At 57.9% G+C, this 19581-nt stretch carries 20 protein-coding genes and 2 tRNA genes; 14 read left to right on the top strand and 8 right to left on the bottom strand.

Annotated features, from left to right (window positions below):
- Nucleotides 1-196: 196 nt before the first annotated feature.
- Nucleotides 197-847, bottom strand: coding sequence for a protein-L-isoaspartate O-methyltransferase family protein (locus AC13RC_RS05200; protein WP_488556638.1), 651 nt, complete (start codon nt 845-847; stop codon nt 197-199).
- Between the two features lie 450 nt (nt 848-1297).
- Between AC13RC_RS05200 and AC13RC_RS05195 the strand changes: the two genes are divergently transcribed.
- Nucleotides 1298-1738, top strand: a complete 441-nt coding sequence (locus AC13RC_RS05195) for a Rap1a/Tai family immunity protein (protein ID WP_113333497.1) — start codon at nt 1298-1300, stop codon at nt 1736-1738.
- 883 nt (nt 1739-2621) lie between these two features.
- Here AC13RC_RS05195 and AC13RC_RS05190 read toward each other — a convergent pair.
- Nucleotides 2622-2695, bottom strand: a tRNA-Cys gene (locus AC13RC_RS05190).
- Nucleotides 2696-2876: 181 nt separating this feature from the next.
- Here AC13RC_RS05190 and AC13RC_RS05185 point away from each other — a divergent pair.
- The 3 genes from AC13RC_RS05185 (at nt 2877) to AC13RC_RS05175 (ending at nt 5518) form a co-directional block, all read left to right on the top strand.
- Complete coding sequence (locus AC13RC_RS05185; RefSeq protein ID WP_488556637.1) at nt 2877-3071, top strand: hypothetical protein; 195 nt, start codon at nt 2877-2879, stop codon at nt 3069-3071.
- A gap of 837 nt (nt 3072-3908) precedes the next feature.
- The gene (locus AC13RC_RS05180; RefSeq protein WP_069611958.1) at nt 3909-5015 is read left to right on the top strand and encodes a porin; all 1107 of its coding nucleotides are present in this window, start codon (nt 3909-3911) and stop codon (nt 5013-5015) included.
- Nucleotides 5016-5383: 368 nt separating this feature from the next.
- On the top strand, nt 5384-5518 hold the full coding sequence (locus tag AC13RC_RS05175; RefSeq protein WP_281406126.1) for a hypothetical protein: 135 nt from the start codon (nt 5384-5386) through the stop codon (nt 5516-5518).
- A 198-nt stretch (nt 5519-5716) separates the two neighbouring features.
- Here AC13RC_RS05175 and AC13RC_RS05170 read toward each other — a convergent pair whose 3' ends face one another.
- From AC13RC_RS05170 to AC13RC_RS05160, 3 genes are all read right to left on the bottom strand, one after another.
- Nucleotides 5717-5902, bottom strand: coding sequence for a hypothetical protein (locus AC13RC_RS05170; protein WP_069611956.1), 186 nt, complete (start codon nt 5900-5902; stop codon nt 5717-5719).
- A 311-nt stretch (nt 5903-6213) separates the two neighbouring features.
- Nucleotides 6214-6618 (bottom strand): DoxX family protein, encoded by a 405-nt coding sequence (locus tag AC13RC_RS05165; RefSeq protein ID WP_113333499.1) that lies wholly within the window; start codon nt 6616-6618, stop codon nt 6214-6216.
- A 296-nt stretch (nt 6619-6914) separates the two neighbouring features.
- Nucleotides 6915-6989: transfer RNA gene (locus AC13RC_RS05160), tRNA-Asn, on the bottom strand.
- Nucleotides 6990-7105: 116 nt separating this feature from the next.
- On the opposite strand from AC13RC_RS05160, the gene AC13RC_RS05155 reads away from it, so the two are divergent.
- A complete protein-coding gene (locus tag AC13RC_RS05155; RefSeq protein WP_152094317.1) occupies nt 7106-7417 on the top strand; it encodes a hypothetical protein in 312 nt (103 codons plus the stop codon).
- Between the two features lie 10 nt (nt 7418-7427).
- Here the strand turns inward: AC13RC_RS05155 and AC13RC_RS05150 are convergent, their stop codons facing one another.
- Nucleotides 7428-7985: a sugar O-acetyltransferase gene (locus AC13RC_RS05150; RefSeq protein ID WP_488556636.1), complete on the bottom strand. Its 558-nt coding sequence runs from the start codon at nt 7983-7985 to the stop codon at nt 7428-7430.
- 326 nt (nt 7986-8311) lie between these two features.
- Between AC13RC_RS05150 and AC13RC_RS05145 the strand changes: the two genes are divergently transcribed.
- From AC13RC_RS05145 to AC13RC_RS05135, 3 genes are all read left to right on the top strand, one after another.
- The gene (locus AC13RC_RS05145) at nt 8312-9664 is read left to right on the top strand and encodes an extracellular solute-binding protein (protein ID WP_488556635.1); all 1353 of its coding nucleotides are present in this window, start codon (nt 8312-8314) and stop codon (nt 9662-9664) included.
- A gap of 99 nt (nt 9665-9763) precedes the next feature.
- Nucleotides 9764-10648 carry a carbohydrate ABC transporter permease gene (locus AC13RC_RS05140; protein ID WP_069611952.1) on the top strand — a complete coding sequence of 295 codons (885 nt, stop codon included), beginning with the start codon at nt 9764-9766 and terminating at the stop codon, nt 10646-10648.
- A 7-nt stretch (nt 10649-10655) separates the two neighbouring features.
- Entirely contained in the window at nt 10656-11570 is a 915-nt protein-coding gene (locus tag AC13RC_RS05135) for an ABC transporter permease subunit (RefSeq protein ID WP_145320257.1), read from the top strand.
- Between the two features lie 183 nt (nt 11571-11753).
- On the opposite strand, the gene AC13RC_RS05130 is transcribed toward AC13RC_RS05135, so the two are convergent.
- Nucleotides 11754-12866: a sn-glycerol-3-phosphate import ATP-binding protein UgpC gene (locus AC13RC_RS05130; protein ID WP_488556634.1), complete on the bottom strand. Its 1113-nt coding sequence runs from the start codon at nt 12864-12866 to the stop codon at nt 11754-11756.
- A 264-nt stretch (nt 12867-13130) separates the two neighbouring features.
- Between AC13RC_RS05130 and AC13RC_RS05125 the strand changes: the two genes are divergently transcribed.
- The gene (locus tag AC13RC_RS05125; protein ID WP_488556633.1) at nt 13131-14588 is read left to right on the top strand and encodes a cryptochrome/photolyase family protein; all 1458 of its coding nucleotides are present in this window, start codon (nt 13131-13133) and stop codon (nt 14586-14588) included.
- A 3-nt stretch (nt 14589-14591) separates the two neighbouring features.
- On the opposite strand, the gene AC13RC_RS05120 is transcribed toward AC13RC_RS05125, so the two are convergent.
- Nucleotides 14592-15422 carry an SDR family NAD(P)-dependent oxidoreductase gene (locus AC13RC_RS05120; RefSeq protein ID WP_113333506.1) on the bottom strand — a complete coding sequence of 277 codons (831 nt, stop codon included), beginning with the start codon at nt 15420-15422 and terminating at the stop codon, nt 14592-14594.
- 294 nt (nt 15423-15716) lie between these two features.
- On the opposite strand from AC13RC_RS05120, the gene AC13RC_RS05115 reads away from it, so the two are divergent.
- The 5 genes from AC13RC_RS05115 to AC13RC_RS05095 all read left to right on the top strand — a co-directional run bounded on the left by AC13RC_RS05115 (nt 15717) and on the right by AC13RC_RS05095 (nt 19575).
- A complete protein-coding gene (locus AC13RC_RS05115) occupies nt 15717-16757 on the top strand; it encodes a cysteine synthase A (protein ID WP_488556632.1) in 1041 nt (346 codons plus the stop codon).
- Between the two features lie 4 nt (nt 16758-16761).
- A complete protein-coding gene (locus AC13RC_RS05110; protein ID WP_488556631.1) occupies nt 16762-17499 on the top strand; it encodes an alanyl-tRNA editing protein in 738 nt (245 codons plus the stop codon).
- 58 nt (nt 17500-17557) lie between these two features.
- Nucleotides 17558-18415, top strand: coding sequence for a 3-mercaptopyruvate sulfurtransferase (gene sseA, locus AC13RC_RS05105; RefSeq protein ID WP_488556630.1), 858 nt, complete (start codon nt 17558-17560; stop codon nt 18413-18415).
- Nucleotides 18370-18984 carry a GNAT family N-acetyltransferase gene (locus AC13RC_RS05100; protein ID WP_488556629.1) on the top strand — a complete coding sequence of 205 codons (615 nt, stop codon included), beginning with the start codon at nt 18370-18372 and terminating at the stop codon, nt 18982-18984. The genes sseA and AC13RC_RS05100 overlap by 46 nt, the downstream gene beginning before the upstream one ends.
- Nucleotides 18985-19065: 81 nt before the next feature.
- On the top strand, nt 19066-19575 hold the full coding sequence (locus AC13RC_RS05095) for a DUF1203 domain-containing protein (RefSeq protein WP_488556628.1): 510 nt from the start codon (nt 19066-19068) through the stop codon (nt 19573-19575).
- Nucleotides 19576-19581: the final 6 nt, after the last annotated feature.

Genomic DNA, 19581 nt, shown 5'->3' with positions numbered 1-19581 from the left:
ACCCGAATCAGGGCCACCCTAGATGACTGCCTTCGGGAAAAAAATCACCTGAAAAGCACTAAACCCGGTGATGCACAGTTTTGTTACGATCACGACGAATCGCTTTGCTAAGCACGATTCTGCCACAGGCGGCGACAATAAAAAACAGGCGCCAAAAGGCGCCCGTCGCAAGCTCAAAAATAGCTCGTCCAGAAAATCAGAAGACGAATTCCTTGGCCTTGGCAAAGCCCGGAAGCGGCTTGATCGAGGCGTTGAAGAAGACGTTTTCCGAGAAGGCACCGCGCTCGTGCATGAAAACGGTCGCTCGGGCGGCGTGACCATAGCCGATGACCGTGATCAGGCGGCCGTCTTCGCCGAGCTGGTCAAGCAGGCCCTGCGGCAACTGCTCGATCGAGCCGTTGAGGAAAATCACATCGTAGGGTGCATCGGCGGCATGCCCCTTTTCAAGGTCACCGCCAACGACCGTCACGTTATCGTAGCCAAGCGCGGCAAGATTGGTCTTCGCCTGAGCCGCAAGCTCCTCGTTGGATTCAAGCGCGATAACCCTGCCGGCGAGAAGCGACAGGACAGCGGAGACATAGCCCGTGCCACAGCCGACATCGAGAACCTTGTCGTCCTTGGTGATCGCGCCGAGCTGCAGCAGCTTTGCAAGCGGCGAGGCTTCCATGAGGAAGCGCCCGGGAGCGACCTCGATATCGCAATCGACATAGGCCAGGAGCTTCGACTTCTCCGGTACGAAGTTTTCGCGCGGTACGGCGAAAAATGCATTCAACACGGAATGGGAGGTGACATCCGTCGTCCGGATCTGGTTCTCGACCATCTTCACGCGCGCTGCTTCGAAATCCATCTTATCCTCTTGCGCCCTTGGTGCCCGAACGGGCTGGCTCTACTTTCTGTTACGCGTGTCTTAATCGCCTGACGCTGCGCTTTCAAGGCATTGCCGCAACAGGCGCCGAGATTCATGGTGAGGCGTCGCCGACGAACAACAATCGACCCCTTAAATTCGAGCCAGCGCCTTTTGATACTCGGGATTCTGCAAGAATTGCGAATCCGCCATGTCCCAGACCGGAACGCTCGTTAGCAAAATGTTAACTTCACGCGACCACGCTTTGGGATATTGGACCCGCCCGGGTGGGTGACCAATCGACCTTCCGGCCCGAAGCTGTTCGGCCCAAACATTAAATTTGAATAGAAGGTGGCCGGGATGCCTGTTTCTCTCGTTCTTTTCGTCGTAACGTCGCTGCCGCTGGTGGTTTTTCTGGCCGCGAGCCTTTCCTCGATGATGTAGGTTTTCCGAATGAGGCTTTCGCTCTTCGCTGCCGCGCTTCTCCTTCTCTTACCCCAGGTCGCGTTGAGCGAGGAAACGTCAAGCGAGGATGAGCCGAAAGAGACAGCCCCGATCATCGGACATGTCGTTACCGGAAAACAGCTCGACGAATGGTGCGAAGAGGACCGAACGCTCGCGTCTGTCTATATCCAAGGCATTCTCGACGAGGCCCAGCGGACGAAGAGCCTGACAATCCGAGCCACGAAGCAGACTCCGAAAAACTCATCGCGCTACGAGCGCTACCTTCAACAGTTCGTCGGTGCTTTCTGTCTACCGCCCGAGCTCAGCAATACAAAAGCGACGACGATAGCCTGCAAATGGATGGCGGAGCACTCCTGGCAGCTCGAGCGGCCTGCCAGCTCGCTAATCGCACGCGCCTACAAATTCGCCTTTCCTTGCCTTGAGGAATAGTCGTTCTTCCGCAATGGCTAAGAACCGACACGAGACAGCTAAAACTTTCGCTGAGGATTGAGAATCATCCGAAGCGACCACGCCCTGCCCGTCCGCGGACTAAATACACAACGGAACCGGTAGCTCAAACGAAGATCTCAGTCAGGCCGCAGAGCGCGAGGCTTGATGCGCGAAGACGTCACATCGCATTTGCGTTGACAATTACTAAGCGCGACTTATAATTAGGATGCTGAATTTGATTGACCTCTAGTCCAGCGAAAGGCGGCCCAGTTTTTTCCCTAGACTGGACCGCTTTTGCTTTTGTGGAAGCACGAATTCTCTATTCATTTGCTTCGCACTTTCAGCACCGAACCGGATCGGCGTTCGATTGCATTTGTCACTTGGGCGATGCCCGAAGCTGAAACGCCGACACCCGCCATCCTCAACTCCCGCAACTCCTCAGTACCTTAAGCGTCATTTCAGTTTCGAATGCGACGCTGAGACGGGGATAGGGAGTATCAATGTCGTTACCGAAGTCGCAGTGGCTTGCGCTGACACCGGTCGAGCGCAGGAAGCTTGCTCGCCTAATTATGATTCGACTGCTGCCAATCTTCGGTGCTTTGGCACTGCTCGGTATCGTGTCGCTTATGATGTTTGCTCAATAGAGAATTTCGAAAGATCGAACGCGCCACCGCCGTCCTGCGCACTGGGCAGACAGATTCCGGACTACCCATGATCAGAGCAAATGGAATGGGCACCAAATCACTGCTGGCAGCCAATGAGACAGAAAACCGAACATAGAACGGATTGCCACATTTAACTTCGGTATAGCTGGATGCTTCAGGCTCAAATTGCACTGAAATTCCGCAGAAAAATCAATTTCTTATTGGGATCTAAGGGAAATTGGAGGCCTCGCCCGGAATCGAACCGGGGTGCAAGGATTTGCAGTCCTCTGCGTAACCACTCCGCCACGAGGCCATCCGAAAGCAATTTGCGTTGTGGTGGCGCGGATTTAGAATGATCCAAAGAAAACCGCAAGAGGCTTATTCTGAATTCTGTCCTTTTTTCACTCTGAAGAGAGAATTGCCCGCTGCTCGTGTGTAAGCCTTCAATGCGGGTGATGAAATGCATTGCGCCCAAGACGGCAGGAGCGTCGCAGATGTGCCAATATCGGCCGAACGGCTTTCATGCTGGAAAAGATGTCATCACCGTCGACGTGAACGAGCAGAATGCGGGAGCTGTCGGCTTTTACGAGCGGCTCGGATTCAAGGTAATAGGGCGCGCCGATGTCGACGACCAAGGCCGCCCCTACCCGATCCTTCATTTGCGATGGCAAAGACCGACCGCGCCATGAGGCGCTGCTGCCGATGACGCTCCATTTCGGGTGCTGCGGCGATTATCTTGAATTTTGCCTAACCGATGGACGCTGAGGACGAAAAATTCATTGCTGGATCGCGGCGCAGCCATCCTATCGGGCGCCTGGAGCTGCCAGCCCATTCAGGTAGGTTATGGAAACCTGTGGTGGCTGCTAGCATTCGTACTACCGGTTTGTAAGCCACCCACGGACCGGACAGTGCCGCGTCCGACGAGACTACGCCCCCAGTAATGTCGTCGGACGCACCATGGCCAAGCGCCCATCAACCGCATCGCAACCAAGCGCGATTCCAGACGGTCTCTCACCTTCTCTTTTATAGAGTGATGCGCGTGCGCCACCACGGGTTTCGTTGCCGGGAATCGTTTCAATAGTTGCGACTCAGAAGAACCGCGACTCGGGCGGCCATCCGGATTGAGGGGCAATCGGCTGCGCCCGGTCTCAGGAGTGCCCATAATCATATGGCGGCGGCTTCCTGCCCTCGCCCGCCCCAAATCAGCGCGCGTATCGCCTTAACAGCCGGAGACTTAAACGCTTTCAGGACTTATAGAAGACAAGCCATCCAAACGAGATGGCAAACAGGCTGGGATCAGACGCCCCCGTGAATTGCGTCATTTTTGCAACAACTCCGGTTTTCGAGTAGTGCGCATATAGTTCCATCCCCTTAGTATCTTGCCAAATCACTGAAGCAGGTTCAGGAAATAGTTCGCGAAGCTTATTACTTCGCACCTACTGATAGGGAACATGAACGGGATGGGGTTGGGCACGTCGTTTCTCGGCGCGATATCTCATGCCCAATCAAGAAAGATTGGAGTTATTATGAACATCAAGAGCCTTCTTCTCGGCTCCGCTGCTGCTTTGGCAGCAGTATCCGGTGCTCACGCTGCTGACGCTATCGTAGCAGCTGAGCCCGAGCCGCTGGAATACGTCCGTATCTGCGACGCATACGGCGCTGGCTACTTCTTCATCCCGGGCACCGAAACCTGCCTCAAGATCGGCGGCAAGGTTCGTACGGAAGGTGAATGGTACAACGCTTACAACCGCGACAGCCATCAGGGCACGCTCTGGCACACCCGTGCTGAGTTGAACGTCGACACCGCGACCGACACCGAGTACGGTCCGCTGAAGACCGAAACCATCGTTCGTTGGGACTGGAACGACGGCGGCTCCACCTCCACCAACCTGCTGTGGTCCTACATCAGCCTCGGCGGCTTCACCGTTGGTAAGAAGGACTCGCAATACAACCTCTACATCGGTTACGCCGGCGACGTCATCAACGACGACGTGATCTATGACGGTCCGTACGAACTCAACCAGCTGACCTATGAATATGATGCCGGCAACGGCTTCTCGGCTGTGATCTCGCTCGAAGATTCCAACTCCGCCACGACCGGCTCGGCATCCTACGGTGCAAGCTGGTGGACGGACGACAAGACGAACCACTACGCTCCTGACGTCGTCGCCGGTGCCGGCTTCAAGTCTGGCGCATGGGGCTTCAAGGTCGTCGGCGGTTACGACTCGATCGTCGAAGAAGGCGCCATCAAGGCTCGCGTCGATGCTGACTTCGGCGCATTCACGGCCTTCTTGATGGGCGGCTGGAACACCGATGGCGACAAGCTCAACAAGTACGCAGGCACCAACCAGGACGTCTCCGCTTGCACGGCACCGAACGGTACCGTCAATGCATCGAAGTGCGGCTGGGGTGACTGGGCTGTCTGGGGCGGCGTTGGCGTTCCATTCAACGACAAGCTGAAGTGGAACCTCCAGCTCGCCTATAGCGACTCGAAGATCTTCGAAGCAACCACGAACCTGAAGTTCAACCCGGTCAAGAACCTCCTGGTCGAGCCGGAACTGACCTACGTTCACTATGACTATGCCCACGACGACACCGTTTCGGGCATCCTGCGCTTCGAACGCAACTTCTAACCTGATCAGACTTGACCTCCGATCAGAGAAGGAAGGGGGCCGGCTTTCCCTGCCGGCCCCCTTTTTTTGTAACACCTGCAATCAGCGGCTCCCTCTGCGATCAATACGCGTGTCATAAGGATCTCCAGTCAACGAAAAGGGGAACCTAGTCGCTGCGCTGGCGTTAGCGATGAAAGGGACATGGCTGAATACAGGAGTTAGAATCTTGAAACACCACCTTGCCTCACTCGCCTTGAGCGTGACGCTGGCCATAGGCTCGGCGCTACCCGCCGCCCTGCCCGCAATGGCCGCGCCGCCGAGCAGTCCATCCATATCGCGCGCTTCTGATGTTATCCTTGTGCAAGAGCGTGGATCGCGCCGATGGGGCGATGACGACCGTCCCCGCTGGCGCGATCGCGATCGTCGTCATTGGCATGGTGACCGCGGCTGGGATCGCCGCCGTCATTGGGATGATAGATGGCGGGACGACCGTCGCTATCATCATCGCCGCCATGGCGGCGTGATACTCGAGATTCGACCCTAGTGTACCGGCGCTGCGGGCAGTTGGCATATCGCAGCTGATGTGCCGGCAGCCAAACTCACGCTAAACGCGGGCGGCGGGTCACTTCGAGGTATAACGCAAACGATACGGCCGCCACCGGAACTCCGGCAGCGGCCGTATGGGTTTAAGAGGAACCTGCGCCGGCCCTTAAGTCTTCCGATCAGCGGCAGACGCGCACGTGGCGCACAACCCAGCGCCCATGAATCTTGCGCTTTACCTTCTTCACATGGCAGTGATGATGATAGTGGTGATGACGATGATGATGCATCGGAGCGGCCTCGGACGGCACGCTGAAGGCAAAGACCGACGCCACAGCTACTGCAGAAGCAAGAATCAGATTTTTCATGTCGAACCTCTAAAGCATTGGGGGACTATGCTGCGCGGATCGCGCATTACGTTCATGCGCCGCATGGCATTAACGACACATGAACATGCTCTCACATTCGCGAGAGCAACCATACCTTGAACTAATTTTTTCAGAAAGACTACATATATCCACCCGAGAGATCCCTTGGCGGGCTCTCGACAATCACGAATGCATCATTTTGGCACGATCTCATTAGCCCGCTACCATTCGTCATCCCGTGGGAAGAAAAGTGCAGCGCAAGATATTGTTATTGCACCGCAAAAAGTCAGAATGAGTCATGCGCTCGATTTTCAGTCGTCCACCGAACGAAGGGGCAGCAGGCGCCGAATACGTTCGTCGCGAAGATAAAGGCCACCCCACGCCATGACGCCGAGTAATAAACTTATAAGTTGTGGAGGCGACCCAATTTCTCCGAGACGCAGATGGGCGCAAATTGCACCGCCGAAGAACCCGGTCGTGAGGATCGCTCCAAGGACTGCCGTGCGCGGAATTGCGTAAAGAATGACGCAAACGAAGATGATCAAACCCACCACCGTAGCCAGATTGGCGGGAAAGCCCGTCTCCGCCATCTGCGCGCTGATCAAGGCCGGCGCAAACAGATCAACCGCCCCATCGGCCACCAATGCAAGAATCACAATTACGCTAAGAACCCATCCCACCGCCACTCCACCACGAAAGCTCGCATTCTCGGCCATCTTATCCCCCAAATGTACCAGATTTGGCCCACATCCCCGATTGCCCACCGGCATTGACGCCTGGCTGACAGGTGGCGGCAATCTGGCATGAATGGGAAAGACCGGTCAACGAAGATACCGCTGTCGAACCAGGCGAGCCTCGGCCGAAGTTAGTGCTGGGGGCATGCGCAATAAAACTGCAAAAATGTGCTGCTATAAGCCTGGCCGCACTCATCAGCTTTGAGAATTACGGACACAGCATTAAGTCAATGGGGCACGCTTGCTCCGATATCAGCTTCAATTCTGTAGAAGAAGAGTGGCTCCCCGGGCCGGATTCGAACCGGCGACCTGTCGATTAACAGTCGAATGCTCTACCGCTGAGCTACCAGGGAATGCGCTTGGCGCGGTGTGAGCGGGGTAATACAAATGCTTTCCCGATTTGCCAAGCGGTTTTTTCAAAAAAAATGCATTCTCTTGCATTATTTCCTCGCGCCACCATTTCCTGTGGATGACCGATCAAAGCGAAACGACAGCAAATGCCGATCGGAATGGCCGGAAAACCCGCCGTTTTGGCATTGATCCCTCGACCCGCGAGCTGGTTTTCGGCTCCGTGAGAATCCCCCTGCCCCGATCGCGCCTTGCCCGCGTCGGCGTGGGGATAGCCCTCATTTTCGGCGGACTGCTCGGCTTCCTGCCGGTGCTCGGCTTCTGGATGCTGCCACTGGGCTTTATCGTGCTCTCGCACGACATGCCTATGGTGCGCCGTTGGCGCCGCCGCTTCGTCGTATGGTGGACGCGAAAACGCCGCCCGGCAAACTAACTCTTTTATCCTATCCCGCACGAACGGGACGAGCCGGATTGCCGACCACAGTCGCGCCGGCGGCAACATCCCTGGTGACGACCGCGCCGGCGCCGATGATCGCGCCGTCCCCCACCGACACGCCGCCGACCAGGATCGCGCCGCCGCCGATCCAGACGCTTCTGCCGATCGTCACCGGTCGGGCGACTTCCAGACCCACCCCGCGCAATTCGGCATCCCTATGATGTTCGGCGCAATAGATATGGACGCCCGGTCCCAGCATGCTGCCGTCACCGATGCGGACGCTGGCGCTATCGAGGATCGTGCAGCCGGCATTCATATAGACCCGACGGCCGAGCGAGATATTGATGCCATAGGAGCAATGAAACGGCGCCTCGATGAAGACGCTCTCGCCGATCTCGGCAAAGAGCGCAGACAAAGCCGGCGCAAGATTGCCCCGCTGGGCGGGCGGCATCGTGTTATGTGCATGCACTGCCTCGCGCGCCTGCCAGCGCAAGGCATCGAGCTCCGGATCGAAACAGCAGTACCACTCCCCCGCCGCCATTTTCTGCCGCTCGCTGAGACCCATATTCTCATTCCTCCAATGCCATCCGAACGTCCTGCCGGTGATCTTGCAACACGGCTCGGGGCGCGGGCAAGGAGGACCATCGCGTCTTCCTGACCGACCAGCAATCTGTGGGCGAACAGGCGCAGCCCACACCTTTTGATCAGCAGAACCTCAAATGCACGATCCTGCGATAAGCGCTGCTCCGCAAAGCCGCTGCGCGTGTGAAAAAGCCCGTCAATGCGGGATTCTTGCTCTCAACAAACTGTCACACAGCTTGTCTATAACGCCGCTACCGCGGACTTGCGCAAGGCCACCGGTTCCGAGCTTTCAAAAAGGAAATAGGGATTATGTCGAAACTTAAAAACTTCATTTCGGCTGCTACTGCCGGCGTCATGAGCGTCGCTTTGGCGATGCCGGCCGCTGCTGCTCCGACCAAGTTCGATTTCTGGTTTGGCCTTTCGGGCGACCTTCAGCGCGTTGTTGAGACGCTCTGCAAGAACTTCAACGATTCCCAGAAGGATTATGAAGTTTCCTGCGTGAGCCAGGGCAATTACGACGCCGCTCTGCAGAACACGATTGCGGCCTTCCGTGCCAACAAGCAGCCGACGATCGTTCAGGTCTATGACGTCGGCACGGCAACGATGATGCTTTCGGGCGCCTATTATCCGGTCAACAAGCTGATGTCCGAAAACGGCTACAAGGTTGACTGGAACAACTATTTCCCGGGTATCGCCCGCTACTACGCCACCTCGAAGGGCGAGTTGCTTTCCTTCCCGTTCAACTCTTCCACCGCTCTGCTCTACTGGAACAAGGATGCCTTCGCCAAGATCGGCAAAACTGCCGCTCCGAAGACCTGGGAAGAAGCTGCGGAAGACATGAAGGCGCTGAAGGGCGCCGGCTATGAATGCCCGATGGCGATCAACATCTCCGGCAACGAAAGCTGGCAGCTGATGGAGCAGTTCTCGGCCATCCACGATCAGCCGATTGCCACCAAGAACAACGGTTATGATGGTCTCGACGCCCGCCTTACCGTCAACAAGACCAAGTTCGTCAAGTATGTGACGGATCTCAAGAGCTGGTACGACCAGGGCCTCATCAAGATCAAGTCCAAGGACCTCGGCCAGGACATGGTCCAGGCCTTTGCCGCCGGCGATTGCCAGATGATCATGACCTCGGTCGGCGACCATGGCACGGTCGGCAAGACGCAGAAAGCCGGCATGAACTGGGATGTCGCCGAGCTCCCGGTTTACGCCGGTACCGAGCGCAAGAATTCACTTGTCGGCGGCGCATCGCTCTGGGTTCTCTCCGGCAAGTCCTCTGACGAATACAAGGGCGCTGCCGCGTTCCTGAACTTCATTGCCAAGCCCGAAACCGCTCTCTTCTGGTCGACCAATACGGGCTATATCCCGGTTACGAAGTCCGGCTTCGAATTCATGAAATCCTCCGGTTTCTACGACAAGGCTCCTTACAAGGGTCGCGAAGTCGCTATCGCCAGCTTGACCGCTTCCGAGCCAACCGCGATCACCCGTGGCATTCGCCTCGGCAGCTTCACGCAGATCCGCGCTGAATTCGGCAATCAGATGCAGGCCATCTTCGCCAACAAGGTCAGCGTCCAGGAAGGCATCGACAATCTCGTTAAGAACGGCAACGCCGTGCTCGAGCGCTTCGAAGCCACCTACAAGGGCAAGCAGCTGCCGTAAGCGGCAAAGCTCATAACAGAACAGCGTCCGCCGGGCTTTCCCGGCGGACGTTCGTTATGAGGGCAAGCGTGGCATCGAGATATCAAGCCGGTAGAGACAATGGAAAAGCGAGTAACTTTCAACAAATGGAGCGTCGGCATCCTGTTCGCAGTGCCGCAGCTGCTTCTTATCTTCACCTTTTTCTATTGGCCGGCCGGTCAGGCGGTCTTCTGGTCCCTGACGCTGCAGCAACCCTGGGGCGGCGGCAACATCTGGGTCGGACTCGACAATTTCAAATCGATTCTCGCTAGTTCCGATTACTGGAACTCGGTCACGATCAGCATTGTTTTCGCTGCTATCAGCACAACTATTTCCATGGCGGGCGGGCTGATACTTGCGGCGCTGACCGATCGGCAGCTGCGCGGCTCTAAAATCTACCGCGTGGTCCTGATCTGGCCGTACGGAATTGCAGCACCTGCATCGGCCATGGCCTTCCGCTTCATCCTGGCGCCGGAAGCCGGCCTCATGGCCGTGGTCAATCAATGGTGGCCGGGATTTTGGGATCCTGGTCTCGACGGCAATGCCGCCATGGCCTGCATTATCGCCGCCTTTTCTTGGAAATATATCGGATACAGCTTTATCTTCTTCCTTGCCGCTTTCCAGGCCATCCCACGCGCGCTGATCGAGGCGTCCGCCATGGACGGCTCCGGGGTGCTCCGCCGCTTCTGGGATATCCAGCTCCCGTTAATCACCCCGACGATCTTCTTTCTGCTCGTTATCAACATCACCGAAAGTTTTCAGGATTCATTTGGGATCGTCGACATCATGACTTCGGGCGGCCCGCATAACTCGACCAACCTCATGGTCTACAAGATCTATTCAGACGGCTTCAAAGGCCTCGATTTTTCCGGTGCGGCGGCGCAGAGCATCATTCTCATGCTGCTGATCGTCCTGCTTACCATCTTCCAGTTCCGCTTCATCGAGAAGCGCGTGCATTACCGTTGAGGCTGACATGGTCGAGCGCACCCCCATTCTTAATTTCTTTACACACCTGATCCTGCTCCTTGGCTTCATAGTCGCTGTAGGTCCGCTGGCTATCGTCGCCATTGCCGCATCGCATAACATCACCGACGTCAACAAAGTGCCGATGTCGCTGATTCCCGGTTCGGATTTCTGGGTCAACATGAAGACGGCCTGGACGACCGCCAATCTTGGCCCGAAGCTGCTGAATAGCCTGATCTTCGCCACCGGTGTCGCGGTGGGCAAGGTACTCGTTTCGGCGATAACAGCCTTTTCCCTGGTCTACTTCCGCTATCCCGGTCGCCACCTCATCTTCTGGCTGATCTTCATCACGCTGATGCTGCCGCTCGAGGTTCGGATCGTGCCGACCTATGCGGTCGCAGCGAACGTGCTTTCGCCCTTCCAGGGAATTCTTGACATCACCGGCATCACCTGGCTCATCGCAAAGCTCACGGGCATCGAAGTCTCACTGAATCTCGGGCTACTCAACTCCTCAATCGGCCTTATCCTGCCGCTGGTCGCGACAGCGACTGGGACCTTTCTTTATCGCCAGTTCTTCCTGACGATACCGGACGAGTTGGCCGAGGCCGCGCGCATGGACGGCGCCGGAGCATTGCGTTTCTTCATCGACATTCTGCTGCCGCTCTCGCGCACCAATATGGCCGCCCTCGGCACCATCATGTTCCTGTGGGCGTGGAACCAGTATCTATGGCCGTTGTTGGTGACCACCGATCCCGCCCACATAACGGCGGTTCACGAACTCAAATCACTCATCCCGAATTTTGGCGGCCTTCCGGAATGGCACATCGCGATGGCCGGCACGCTGATCATTATGATTCCACCGCTTGCCGTCGTCGTGCTGATGCAGCGCTGGGTCGTTCGCGGGATGATCGCTACGGAGAAGTAATCTCGTTCCTGCCGCGCCGCATTTGGTGTCGCGGCAGTCCCCTGCGATTAAATACTCATCGGTATCGTGCTGGAATATCCTGCGCAAACCCAACTTCACTTAAACTCCGTCGACCTACACAAATAAAAAGCCCGGAAGTCGGGAAAACTTCCGGGCTCACCTACTGAAAATTTATGTTTGAAATCAGCTCGCCAGCACTTTGAGCGGCGTGACGGAGGCAACGGCGTCTAGCCGCAACCCGGTATCCTGGGCGAAGAGATGGGTATGCTGCTGCGGCAGCTCCAAAGCGACCGACTGACCGGTCTGACCTGTCGTGTGGTCGGCAACGGCGACCGCGAAGCTCGAACCGTTGATATCGCAATGAATGACGCGGCCCGCGCCGAGTTCTTCGACAAAATCGACCGTTGCCGGGATAGCGCCCGGCGTGCCCGCGGGGACGACGCGCGCATGCTCGGGACGGACGCCGAGGGCAACCGGCTGACCGGCGTGGCGCTTGCCGATGTTGGCGTCGATGGCGATCGGAATGCCGTCGAAGATGAATTGCTCGCCATTGGCCGCGAAGGTGCCTTCCAGGAAATTCATGGCCGGAGAGCCGATGAAGGAACCGACGAAACGGGTGCGCGGCGTGTTGTAGACCTCGAGCGGCGTGCCGACCTGCTCGACATTGCCCTTGTACATGACGACGAGCTTGTCGGCGAGCGTCATGGCTTCGACCTGATCATGCGTCACGAAGACCGATGTTGCCGACAAGCGCTTGTGCAGCCGGCGGATTTCGACGCGCATCTGCACGCGCAGCTTGGCATCGAGATTGGAAAGCGGCTCGTCGAAGAGAAAGACCTTCGGCTCGCGGATGATGGCACGGCCCATGGCGACGCGCTGGCGCTGACCGCCGGAGAGTTCGGCCGGCTTGCGAGCGAGGAAATCCTCGAGGCCGACGATCTTGGCGGTTTCCTTGATGCGGCGATCACGCTCTGCGCGCGGCACGCCGGCAACCTTGAGCGCATAGCCCATGTTGGCGGCGACATCCATGTGCGGATAGAGCGCGTAGTTCTGGAAGACCATGGCGCAGCCGCGCTCGCGCGGCTCGAGCTGGTTGACCACTTTGCCATCGATGATGATCTCGCCCGAGGTGATATCTTCAAGGCCGGCGATCATGCGCAGCAGCGTGGACTTGCCACAGCCGGAAGGTCCGAGGATGACGACAAATTCGCCCGATCGGAAATTCAGGTCGACGCCATGAACGACCGGGTTGCGTCCATAGGCCTTGCGAACTTGTTCGATGCGGATTTCCGCCATTTTAATCTTCCCCGCCTGTCAATTCGAGGCCCATCAATTCTGGTCCTGTCAATCGGGTGGACTGCTAGCGAATTTGCATTACAGAACAGTGACAAGCATTCCTTATATCATAAGCGGCATCCAGTTTTCCTTACGAGAGTTGCGTGTGGCATCCGCCTATGTAACGCGCGGTAGTGGAACCATTTGACGGCTGGCACCGTATAAGGGTTTTCGCCTTTATAAGGCATGCGAGACGCAACAGAGGATGGGCGATCGGCCAGGACCATGACGACACCGACAAAAGAGCCGAGCCCCGTTGTCCTATGGTTTCGCAAGGATCTCCGCCTCGACGACAACCACGCATTACAGGCGGCGGCAACTTCAGGCCGCGCGGTAATTCCCGTCTATATTCGCGAGCCGGGCGTGACGGAGCGCGGGCCGCTTGGCGGAGCGCAGGAATGGTGGCTACATCATTCGCTCGCCGCCCTGCAAACCGCCCTCGATGGCCTCGGGAGCAGGCTTATCCTCCGCCAGGGCAATGCGCTGACGGTGCTCGAAAAACTTATTGAGGAAACCAAGGCTGAGGCCGTCGTCTGGAACCGTCGATACGACCCGGCCGGGATCGACGTGGACACCCAAATCAAGAAGGCGTTGCGGAGCAAGGGTATCGAGGCCAACAGCTTTGCCGGCCAGCTGCTGCATGAACCGACACGCCTGCGCACGGGCGCAGGCGACCATTACAAGACTTACACGCCCTTCTGGCGCGCATTCGAGCAATCCGGCGAACCGCCGTTTCCGATAGAAGCGCCGGCAAAGCTCCTCGCACCCGGCCGCTGGCCGCAATCGGACACGCTCGCCTCTTGGTCAATGCTGCCCACCAAGCCGAACTGGGCATCAGAATTTACGGACATGTGGAAGCCGGGCGAAGCCGCGGCGCAAGAGAAGGTGAAGGACTTCATCGATGGCGCCATCGATGATTATGCGGTCGGCCGCGATTTTCCGGACAGACCGGCAACCTCCCTGCTCTCGCCGCATCTGGCGCTCGGAGAGATTTCGCCTGCCCGTATCTGGCATGCGACGCGCCGACTGGCCGACAATATCGCCAAGGACAACGTCGTCCGCTTCCGCAAGGAGCTGGTCTGGCGCGAATTCTGCTATCATCAGCTCTTTCATTTCCCGAAGCTCAGGACAGAAAACTGGAACGATCGCTACGATGATTTTCCCTGGCTATCCGATACCAAGCTGCTCACAAGCTGGCAGCGCGGGCAAACCGGTTATCCGATCGTCGATGCCGGCATGCGGCAGCTATGGCGCCATGGCTGGATGTATAATCGCGTCCGCATGATCACGGCTTCCTTCCTGATCAAGGATCTGCTGATCGACTGGCGTAACGGGGAAGCCTGGTTTCGCGATACGCTCGTCGATGCCGATCCGGCCGCCAATGCGGCAAACTGGCAATGGGTTGCGGGCTCCGGCGCCGATGCCTCGCCATTCTTCCGCATCTTCAATCCGGTGTTGCAGGGAGAGAAATTCGATCCGGATGGCGGCTATGTCAGGACCTTCGTGCCGGAGCTCTCCAAGCTCGACAGCAAATATATCCATCGGCCGTTCGAGGCGCCTGATGACGTGCTCAAGCGTGCGGGCATAGAACTCGGCAAACACTATCCTCGGCCGATCGTCGATCATGCCATGGCGCGGCAGCGCGCACTCGCTGCACACGCATCGCTTAAAGATGGCAGATAGGCGCTATTCGGCCGGATGCGCGGTTATGTGCGGCCCTACCGATCTGCGCTTGCTGCCGCTCCCGAGAAAATACCTGAGCGCCTTGAAATAGAGGCCGTAGGGCAGCAACTTCAACAGTTTTGCCCGATAGACCAGGCTCTTCGGGAAACTGATGTCGAAGGATGGGGATTTCAATCCGGCAGCGATCGCATCAGCCGCCTGCTGTGCCGACACGATATCAGGCATCACGAACTTGTTCTGTGCCGTCAATGGCGTGTCGACATAGCCTGGAGTTATGAGCTGGATGTGGATGCCCATGCGGTCGAGCTCGAAGTTCAGGCTTTCGGCCATGTTGATCAATGCAGCCTTGCTGGCCCCATAGGCCGCACCGCCGGGCAGACCGCCATAACCGGCCACGGAGGATACGAGGGCAACCTGGCCATATCCCCGAGCCCGCATATGCCGCACCGCCGGAACGAGACAATTGACGACACCGTGAAGATTGACAGCGAAACTCCGCTCGAAGACTTCGTGATTGAGATCTTCACCCCGCGCGGGCAGATAGATGCCGGCGTTCAAAACCGCCAAGGCAATAGGGCCATGCTGGTATTCGATCGCGGCGACAGTGTGCTCCATATCCTCCGTGTCGGATACATCGCCATCGAGCACGACGATGCTGCCGGCAAGCGCGCTGGCCTCTGCCTGCAGCGCCAGAAGCTTGTCGTGGCTGCGAGCCGTAACGGCAACCTTATATCCTTCTTCAGCCAGTTTCAGCGCCAACGCGCGGCCGATACCGGAACTGGCGCCGGTGATCCAGACCACTCCATGTTCAGGACGTGCGATGAACGGGCTCATGGCTCTTCTCCTTGGCTGGCGGCCGCCTACATCAAACGCTTTCAACAGCGACCGTCGTGGCATTTTAGAAATAGCGTAGCATTGTGGCCGCTTTCGGCCAGACTGACGGCTTCATCGGGAAAACAATGTCACCAACTGGAGACTGCGGACTTGGATGAAAGAGAGAGACCAAGAGGCCCGCCAAGTCGAATTTTGCGAGGCAAAGGAATAGCAAGGAACAGAATTTCTTGCCTATGCCGCCTTGTGAAGGGAAAAGACCGTTCTTACAGTAGTTGCGAACAGAAGGCAGATTCCATGACCGTCCATCCCTCCGTCCTCGAAGCAATTGGCAATACGCCGTTGATCAAGCTCAAGGGCGCCTCCGAGGCGACGGGCTCGACCATTCTCGGCAAGGCCGAGTTTCTGAATCCCGGCCAATCGGTGAAGGATCGCGCCGCGCTGTATATCATTCGCGACGCCGAGAAAAAAGGTCTGCTGAGACCCGGTGGGGTGATCGTCGAGGGCACGGCCGGCAACACCGGCATTGGCCTGACGCTGGTTGCCAAAGCTCTCGGCTACCGCACCGTCATCGTTATTCCTGAGACACAGAGCCAGGAAAAGAAGGATGCGCTGAAGCTGCTCGGCGCCGAACTGGTTGAGGTTCCCGCCGTTCCCTACAAGAACCCGAACAACTATGTGAAGGTTTCGGGCCGGCTGGCCGAACAGCTCGCAAAGACCGAGCCGAACGGCGCGATTTGGGCAAACCAGTTCGACAATGTCGCCAACCGTCAGGCCCACATCGAGACGACCGCCAAGGAGATCTGGGCCGACACCAACAGCAAGATCGACGGATTCATCTGCTCGGTCGGTTCCGGCGGCACGCTGGCGGGCGTCGCTATGGGGCTGCATGCCTTCAACAAGAACATCAAGATCGGCATTGCCGACCCGGAAGGTGCCGCGCTCTATGAATTCTACAAGAATGGCGAGCTGAAATCCTCCGGCTCCTCGATCACCGAAGGCATCGGCCAGGGCCGCATCACGGCGAACCTGGAAGGTTTCACGCCTGATTTCGCCTATCAGATCACCGATGCCGAAGCGCTTCCTTACGTCTTCGATCTGGTCGAACACGAGGGCCTGTGCCTCGGCGGCTCGACTGCCATCAATATCGCCGGCGCGGTGCGTCTCGCCAAGGATCTCGGTCCCGGACACACGATCGTGACCATCCTGTGCGATTACGGCAATCGCTATCAGTCCAAGCTCTTCAATCCCGACTTCCTGAAGTCGAAGGGCCTGCCGCTGCCAAGCTATTTGGAAAAACGGGCTGAAATCGCCGTCCCATACGAAACAACAGCGTGATCATATGACCGTCCATGCCCTTTATCGTGACGATTTCTATCTCTCGACTGCGGAAGCCGTCGTCACCGCGATCCACGAAGATGGGGGCATCGAACTCGATCAGACCTGCTTCTACGCCACCTCGGGCGGTCAGCCGGGCGATACAGGTTTCCTGGAGCGCGGCGACGGCTCGAGGATCATGCTCGGTCAAACGAAGCATGGGCCGATCAAGGACATCATCATCCATGTCCCACTCGAAAATCAGCACTTGCCCATCGTCGGCGAAAAGCTGGTGCTGCACATCGACTGGGCGCGGCGCTATAAGCTGATGCGCATGCATACGGCCTGCCATCTGCTCTCGGTGGTCTGCCCCTATCCGATCACGGGCGCGGCAGTCGGCGAGGAGGAGAGCCGCGTCGATTTCGACATGAGCGAGACGATCGACAAGGATGAAGTGACTGCCAGGATAATGGCGCTCGTCAACGAGAACCATCCGGTTTTCGTTCGCTGGATCACGGACGAGGAGCTGATCGCCAATCCCGGCATCGTCAAATCCAAGAATGTGCGCCCGCCGACGGGTCTCGGCCGGGTCAGCCTCGTCTGCATCGGCGAGGATTCTGCCATTGACAGCCAGCCTTGCGGCGGCACGCATGTGTCGGAAACACAGGAGGTCGGCGCTATCCACATCGCCAAGATCGAGAAGAAGGGCAAGGAAAACCGCCGCTTCCGCATTCGTTTCGGCGCGCCGACCGACGAGAATTGACCGGGCAAGCGCCTATCTCGACATCAAGACCAATAAACCATAGCAGGGAGTGATCATCATGGCAGCGGACAAGAGCCGTTTCGTCGTATCCGCCGACTGGCTGCAGGGCGAGTTGGGTGCCAAGGACCTGCGCATCCTCGACGCATCCTTCTATCTGCCGGCACAGAAGCGCAATGCCGATGCCGAATATGCCGGCGGCCATATTCCCGGTGCCATCCGCTTCGATCAGGACAAGATTGCGGATCATTCGACCGGCCTGCCGCATATGGTTCCCTCGCCCGAATTCTTCGCGTCCGAAGTCGGCAAGCTCGGCATCAGCGACAGCGATCGGATCGTGATCTATGATGGTCCGGGCCTGTTCGCCTCGCCGCGCGTCTGGTGGCTGTTCCACATCGTCATGGGTGCGCCGAATGTTTTCGTGCTCGACGGCGGCCTGGATGGTTGGAAGGCCGAAGCGCGGCCGCTGGAGACGACGACGCCCAGCTTGGCTCCGGCAACGTTCAAGCCTAAGTTCAATGGCAGCCGTATCGTTTCGCTCAATGAGATGCGAGAAATAGTCGACAGCCATTCCCTGCAGATCGCAGATGCCCGCAGTGGCGGCCGTTTCGCAGCAACGGAGCCTGAGCCGCGCGAAGGCATGCGCTCAGGCCATATGCCGGGCGCGAGAAGCCTGCCGTCGGGCGTTTTTGCTACGAATGGCAAGTTCAAGTCGCTGCCGGAATTGAAGGAAACCATCGAGAAGGCCGGCATCGATCTCGAAAAGCCTGTGGTGACGACCTGCGGGTCCGGCATTACCGCCGCCATCATCACGCTGGCACTCGAATCCCTCGGCCACGGCAACAACAAGCTCTATGACGGCTCCTGGTCGGAATGGGGCAGCCGGGCGGATACGCCAATCGTCACCGGTCAAGATTGAGCATCCCTGCCGTGAAGACGCCCTCCTCCATCAAGGTTCATATCACGCGCCTGGAAATGACTGCGCCGCCCAAGGCCAGCCTGCCGGTGCCGGTCAATATCCAGACTGCGATCATGCGGGCGCCTGGCATTCCGCTGCCCTTCTATCGCTATCTCTATCGCCAGGTGGGCGCTCGCTGGCATTGGGTGGAGCGTCTGCGCCTCTCCGACGAGCAATTGACCGCTATTCTTCACGACCAGCGCAACGATATCAGCGTCCTTTACGTCAATGGCGCGCCGGGCGGATTCTTCGAGTATTTCCGCCAGGACGAGGAAACGATCGAGCTCAGCCATTTCGGCCTCATCGAACACGCACTCGGCCTCGGTATCGGCAAATGGTTCCTGCTGCAATCGCTCTACGCCATATGGACGTTAAACCCGCAGCGCATCATTACGACCACGAATAATCTCGATCATCCCAGGGCGCTGCAGCTCTATCAGATGTTCGGCTTCTCACCGATTTCGACCGGCGAAGGCATCGTCCGGCCGCTCAGCGACAAGGAACTGCTTGAGCTCGCCAAGAAGAGCTAAGGGTTAGCTTTCGGCAGGAATCGGGTGGTTTCGCTTCTTGTTCGGGCGCATCACATGGCAAGTCTCGAAAGGAGCTTTGCCATGCCTTACATCGCCTTTGCAGCCATGCCCACCTCCGATGCCGAAGTTCTGTGGAACGGCGGCGTCGATGCCTATGGTCACCGGCCGGAGACCATGATTTCCGATGGTCCCGGCCATCCCTGCCGTCACTGCCTGTGCAATATCGATGCCGGCGAAGAGCTGTTCGTCTTCGCCTATCGCCCCTTCCCGGAATTGCAGCCCTATGCGGAGACGGGTCCAATCTTTCTGCATAAGACGCCATGTCAGCGCTACGAAGCAGAAGAAATCCTGCCGCCGGTGCTGACGACCAGCAAGGATTTCATCGTGCGTGGTTATGGCAAGAACGACCGCATCGTCTATGGGACCGGTGCTGTGACGCCGACCGGCGATATCCCAGCCTATGCAGCTTCGCTGCTTGAGCGGCCCGACATAGCCTATGTCCATGTCCGCTCGGCCCGCAACAATTGCTACCAGTGCCGGATCGATAGAATGGGAGCGCCGGCATACGCGGATGCCGGCGCCTCCATCTGACGTGCA

The organism is Martinezella sp. CNPSo 3890, assembly GCF_057784455.1.
This window is presented reverse-complemented; position numbering and strand designations above follow the sequence as displayed.

What these genes read in the sequence shown, in the direction of transcription:
- AC13RC_RS05095 (WP_488556628.1), top strand. Translation starts at nt 19,066, where the DNA reads ATGCCTTACATCGCCTTTGCAGCCATGCCCACCTCCGATGCCGAAGTT.
- AC13RC_RS05120 (WP_113333506.1), bottom strand. Translation starts at nt 15,422, where the DNA reads ATGAGCCCGTTCATCGCACGTCCTGAACATGGAGTGGTCTGGATCACC.
- sseA (WP_488556630.1), top strand. Translation starts at nt 17,558, where the DNA reads ATGGCAGCGGACAAGAGCCGTTTCGTCGTATCCGCCGACTGGCTGCAG.
- AC13RC_RS05180 (WP_069611958.1), top strand. Translation starts at nt 3,909, where the DNA reads ATGAACATCAAGAGCCTTCTTCTCGGCTCCGCTGCTGCTTTGGCAGCA.
- AC13RC_RS05195 (WP_113333497.1), top strand. Translation starts at nt 1,298, where the DNA reads ATGAGGCTTTCGCTCTTCGCTGCCGCGCTTCTCCTTCTCTTACCCCAG.
- AC13RC_RS05115 (WP_488556632.1), top strand. Translation starts at nt 15,717, where the DNA reads ATGACCGTCCATCCCTCCGTCCTCGAAGCAATTGGCAATACGCCGTTG.
- AC13RC_RS05135 (WP_145320257.1), top strand. Translation starts at nt 10,656, where the DNA reads ATGGTCGAGCGCACCCCCATTCTTAATTTCTTTACACACCTGATCCTG.
- AC13RC_RS05150 (WP_488556636.1), bottom strand. Translation starts at nt 7,985, where the DNA reads ATGGGTCTCAGCGAGCGGCAGAAAATGGCGGCGGGGGAGTGGTACTGC.
- AC13RC_RS05130 (WP_488556634.1), bottom strand. Translation starts at nt 12,866, where the DNA reads ATGGCGGAAATCCGCATCGAACAAGTTCGCAAGGCCTATGGACGCAAC.
- AC13RC_RS05175 (WP_281406126.1), top strand. Translation starts at nt 5,384, where the DNA reads ATGACGACCGTCCCCGCTGGCGCGATCGCGATCGTCGTCATTGGCATG.
- AC13RC_RS05185 (WP_488556637.1), top strand. Translation starts at nt 2,877, where the DNA reads ATGTGCCAATATCGGCCGAACGGCTTTCATGCTGGAAAAGATGTCATC.
- AC13RC_RS05165 (WP_113333499.1), bottom strand. Translation starts at nt 6,618, where the DNA reads ATGGCCGAGAATGCGAGCTTTCGTGGTGGAGTGGCGGTGGGATGGGTT.
- AC13RC_RS05140 (WP_069611952.1), top strand. Translation starts at nt 9,764, where the DNA reads ATGGAAAAGCGAGTAACTTTCAACAAATGGAGCGTCGGCATCCTGTTC.
- AC13RC_RS05155 (WP_152094317.1), top strand. Translation starts at nt 7,106, where the DNA reads ATGACCGATCAAAGCGAAACGACAGCAAATGCCGATCGGAATGGCCGG.
- AC13RC_RS05170 (WP_069611956.1), bottom strand. Translation starts at nt 5,902, where the DNA reads ATGAAAAATCTGATTCTTGCTTCTGCAGTAGCTGTGGCGTCGGTCTTT.
- AC13RC_RS05145 (WP_488556635.1), top strand. Translation starts at nt 8,312, where the DNA reads ATGTCGAAACTTAAAAACTTCATTTCGGCTGCTACTGCCGGCGTCATG.
- AC13RC_RS05125 (WP_488556633.1), top strand. Translation starts at nt 13,131, where the DNA reads ATGACGACACCGACAAAAGAGCCGAGCCCCGTTGTCCTATGGTTTCGC.
- AC13RC_RS05110 (WP_488556631.1), top strand. Translation starts at nt 16,762, where the DNA reads ATGACCGTCCATGCCCTTTATCGTGACGATTTCTATCTCTCGACTGCG.
- AC13RC_RS05200 (WP_488556638.1), bottom strand. Translation starts at nt 847, where the DNA reads ATGGATTTCGAAGCAGCGCGCGTGAAGATGGTCGAGAACCAGATCCGG.
- AC13RC_RS05100 (WP_488556629.1), top strand. Translation starts at nt 18,370, where the DNA reads ATGGGGCAGCCGGGCGGATACGCCAATCGTCACCGGTCAAGATTGAGC.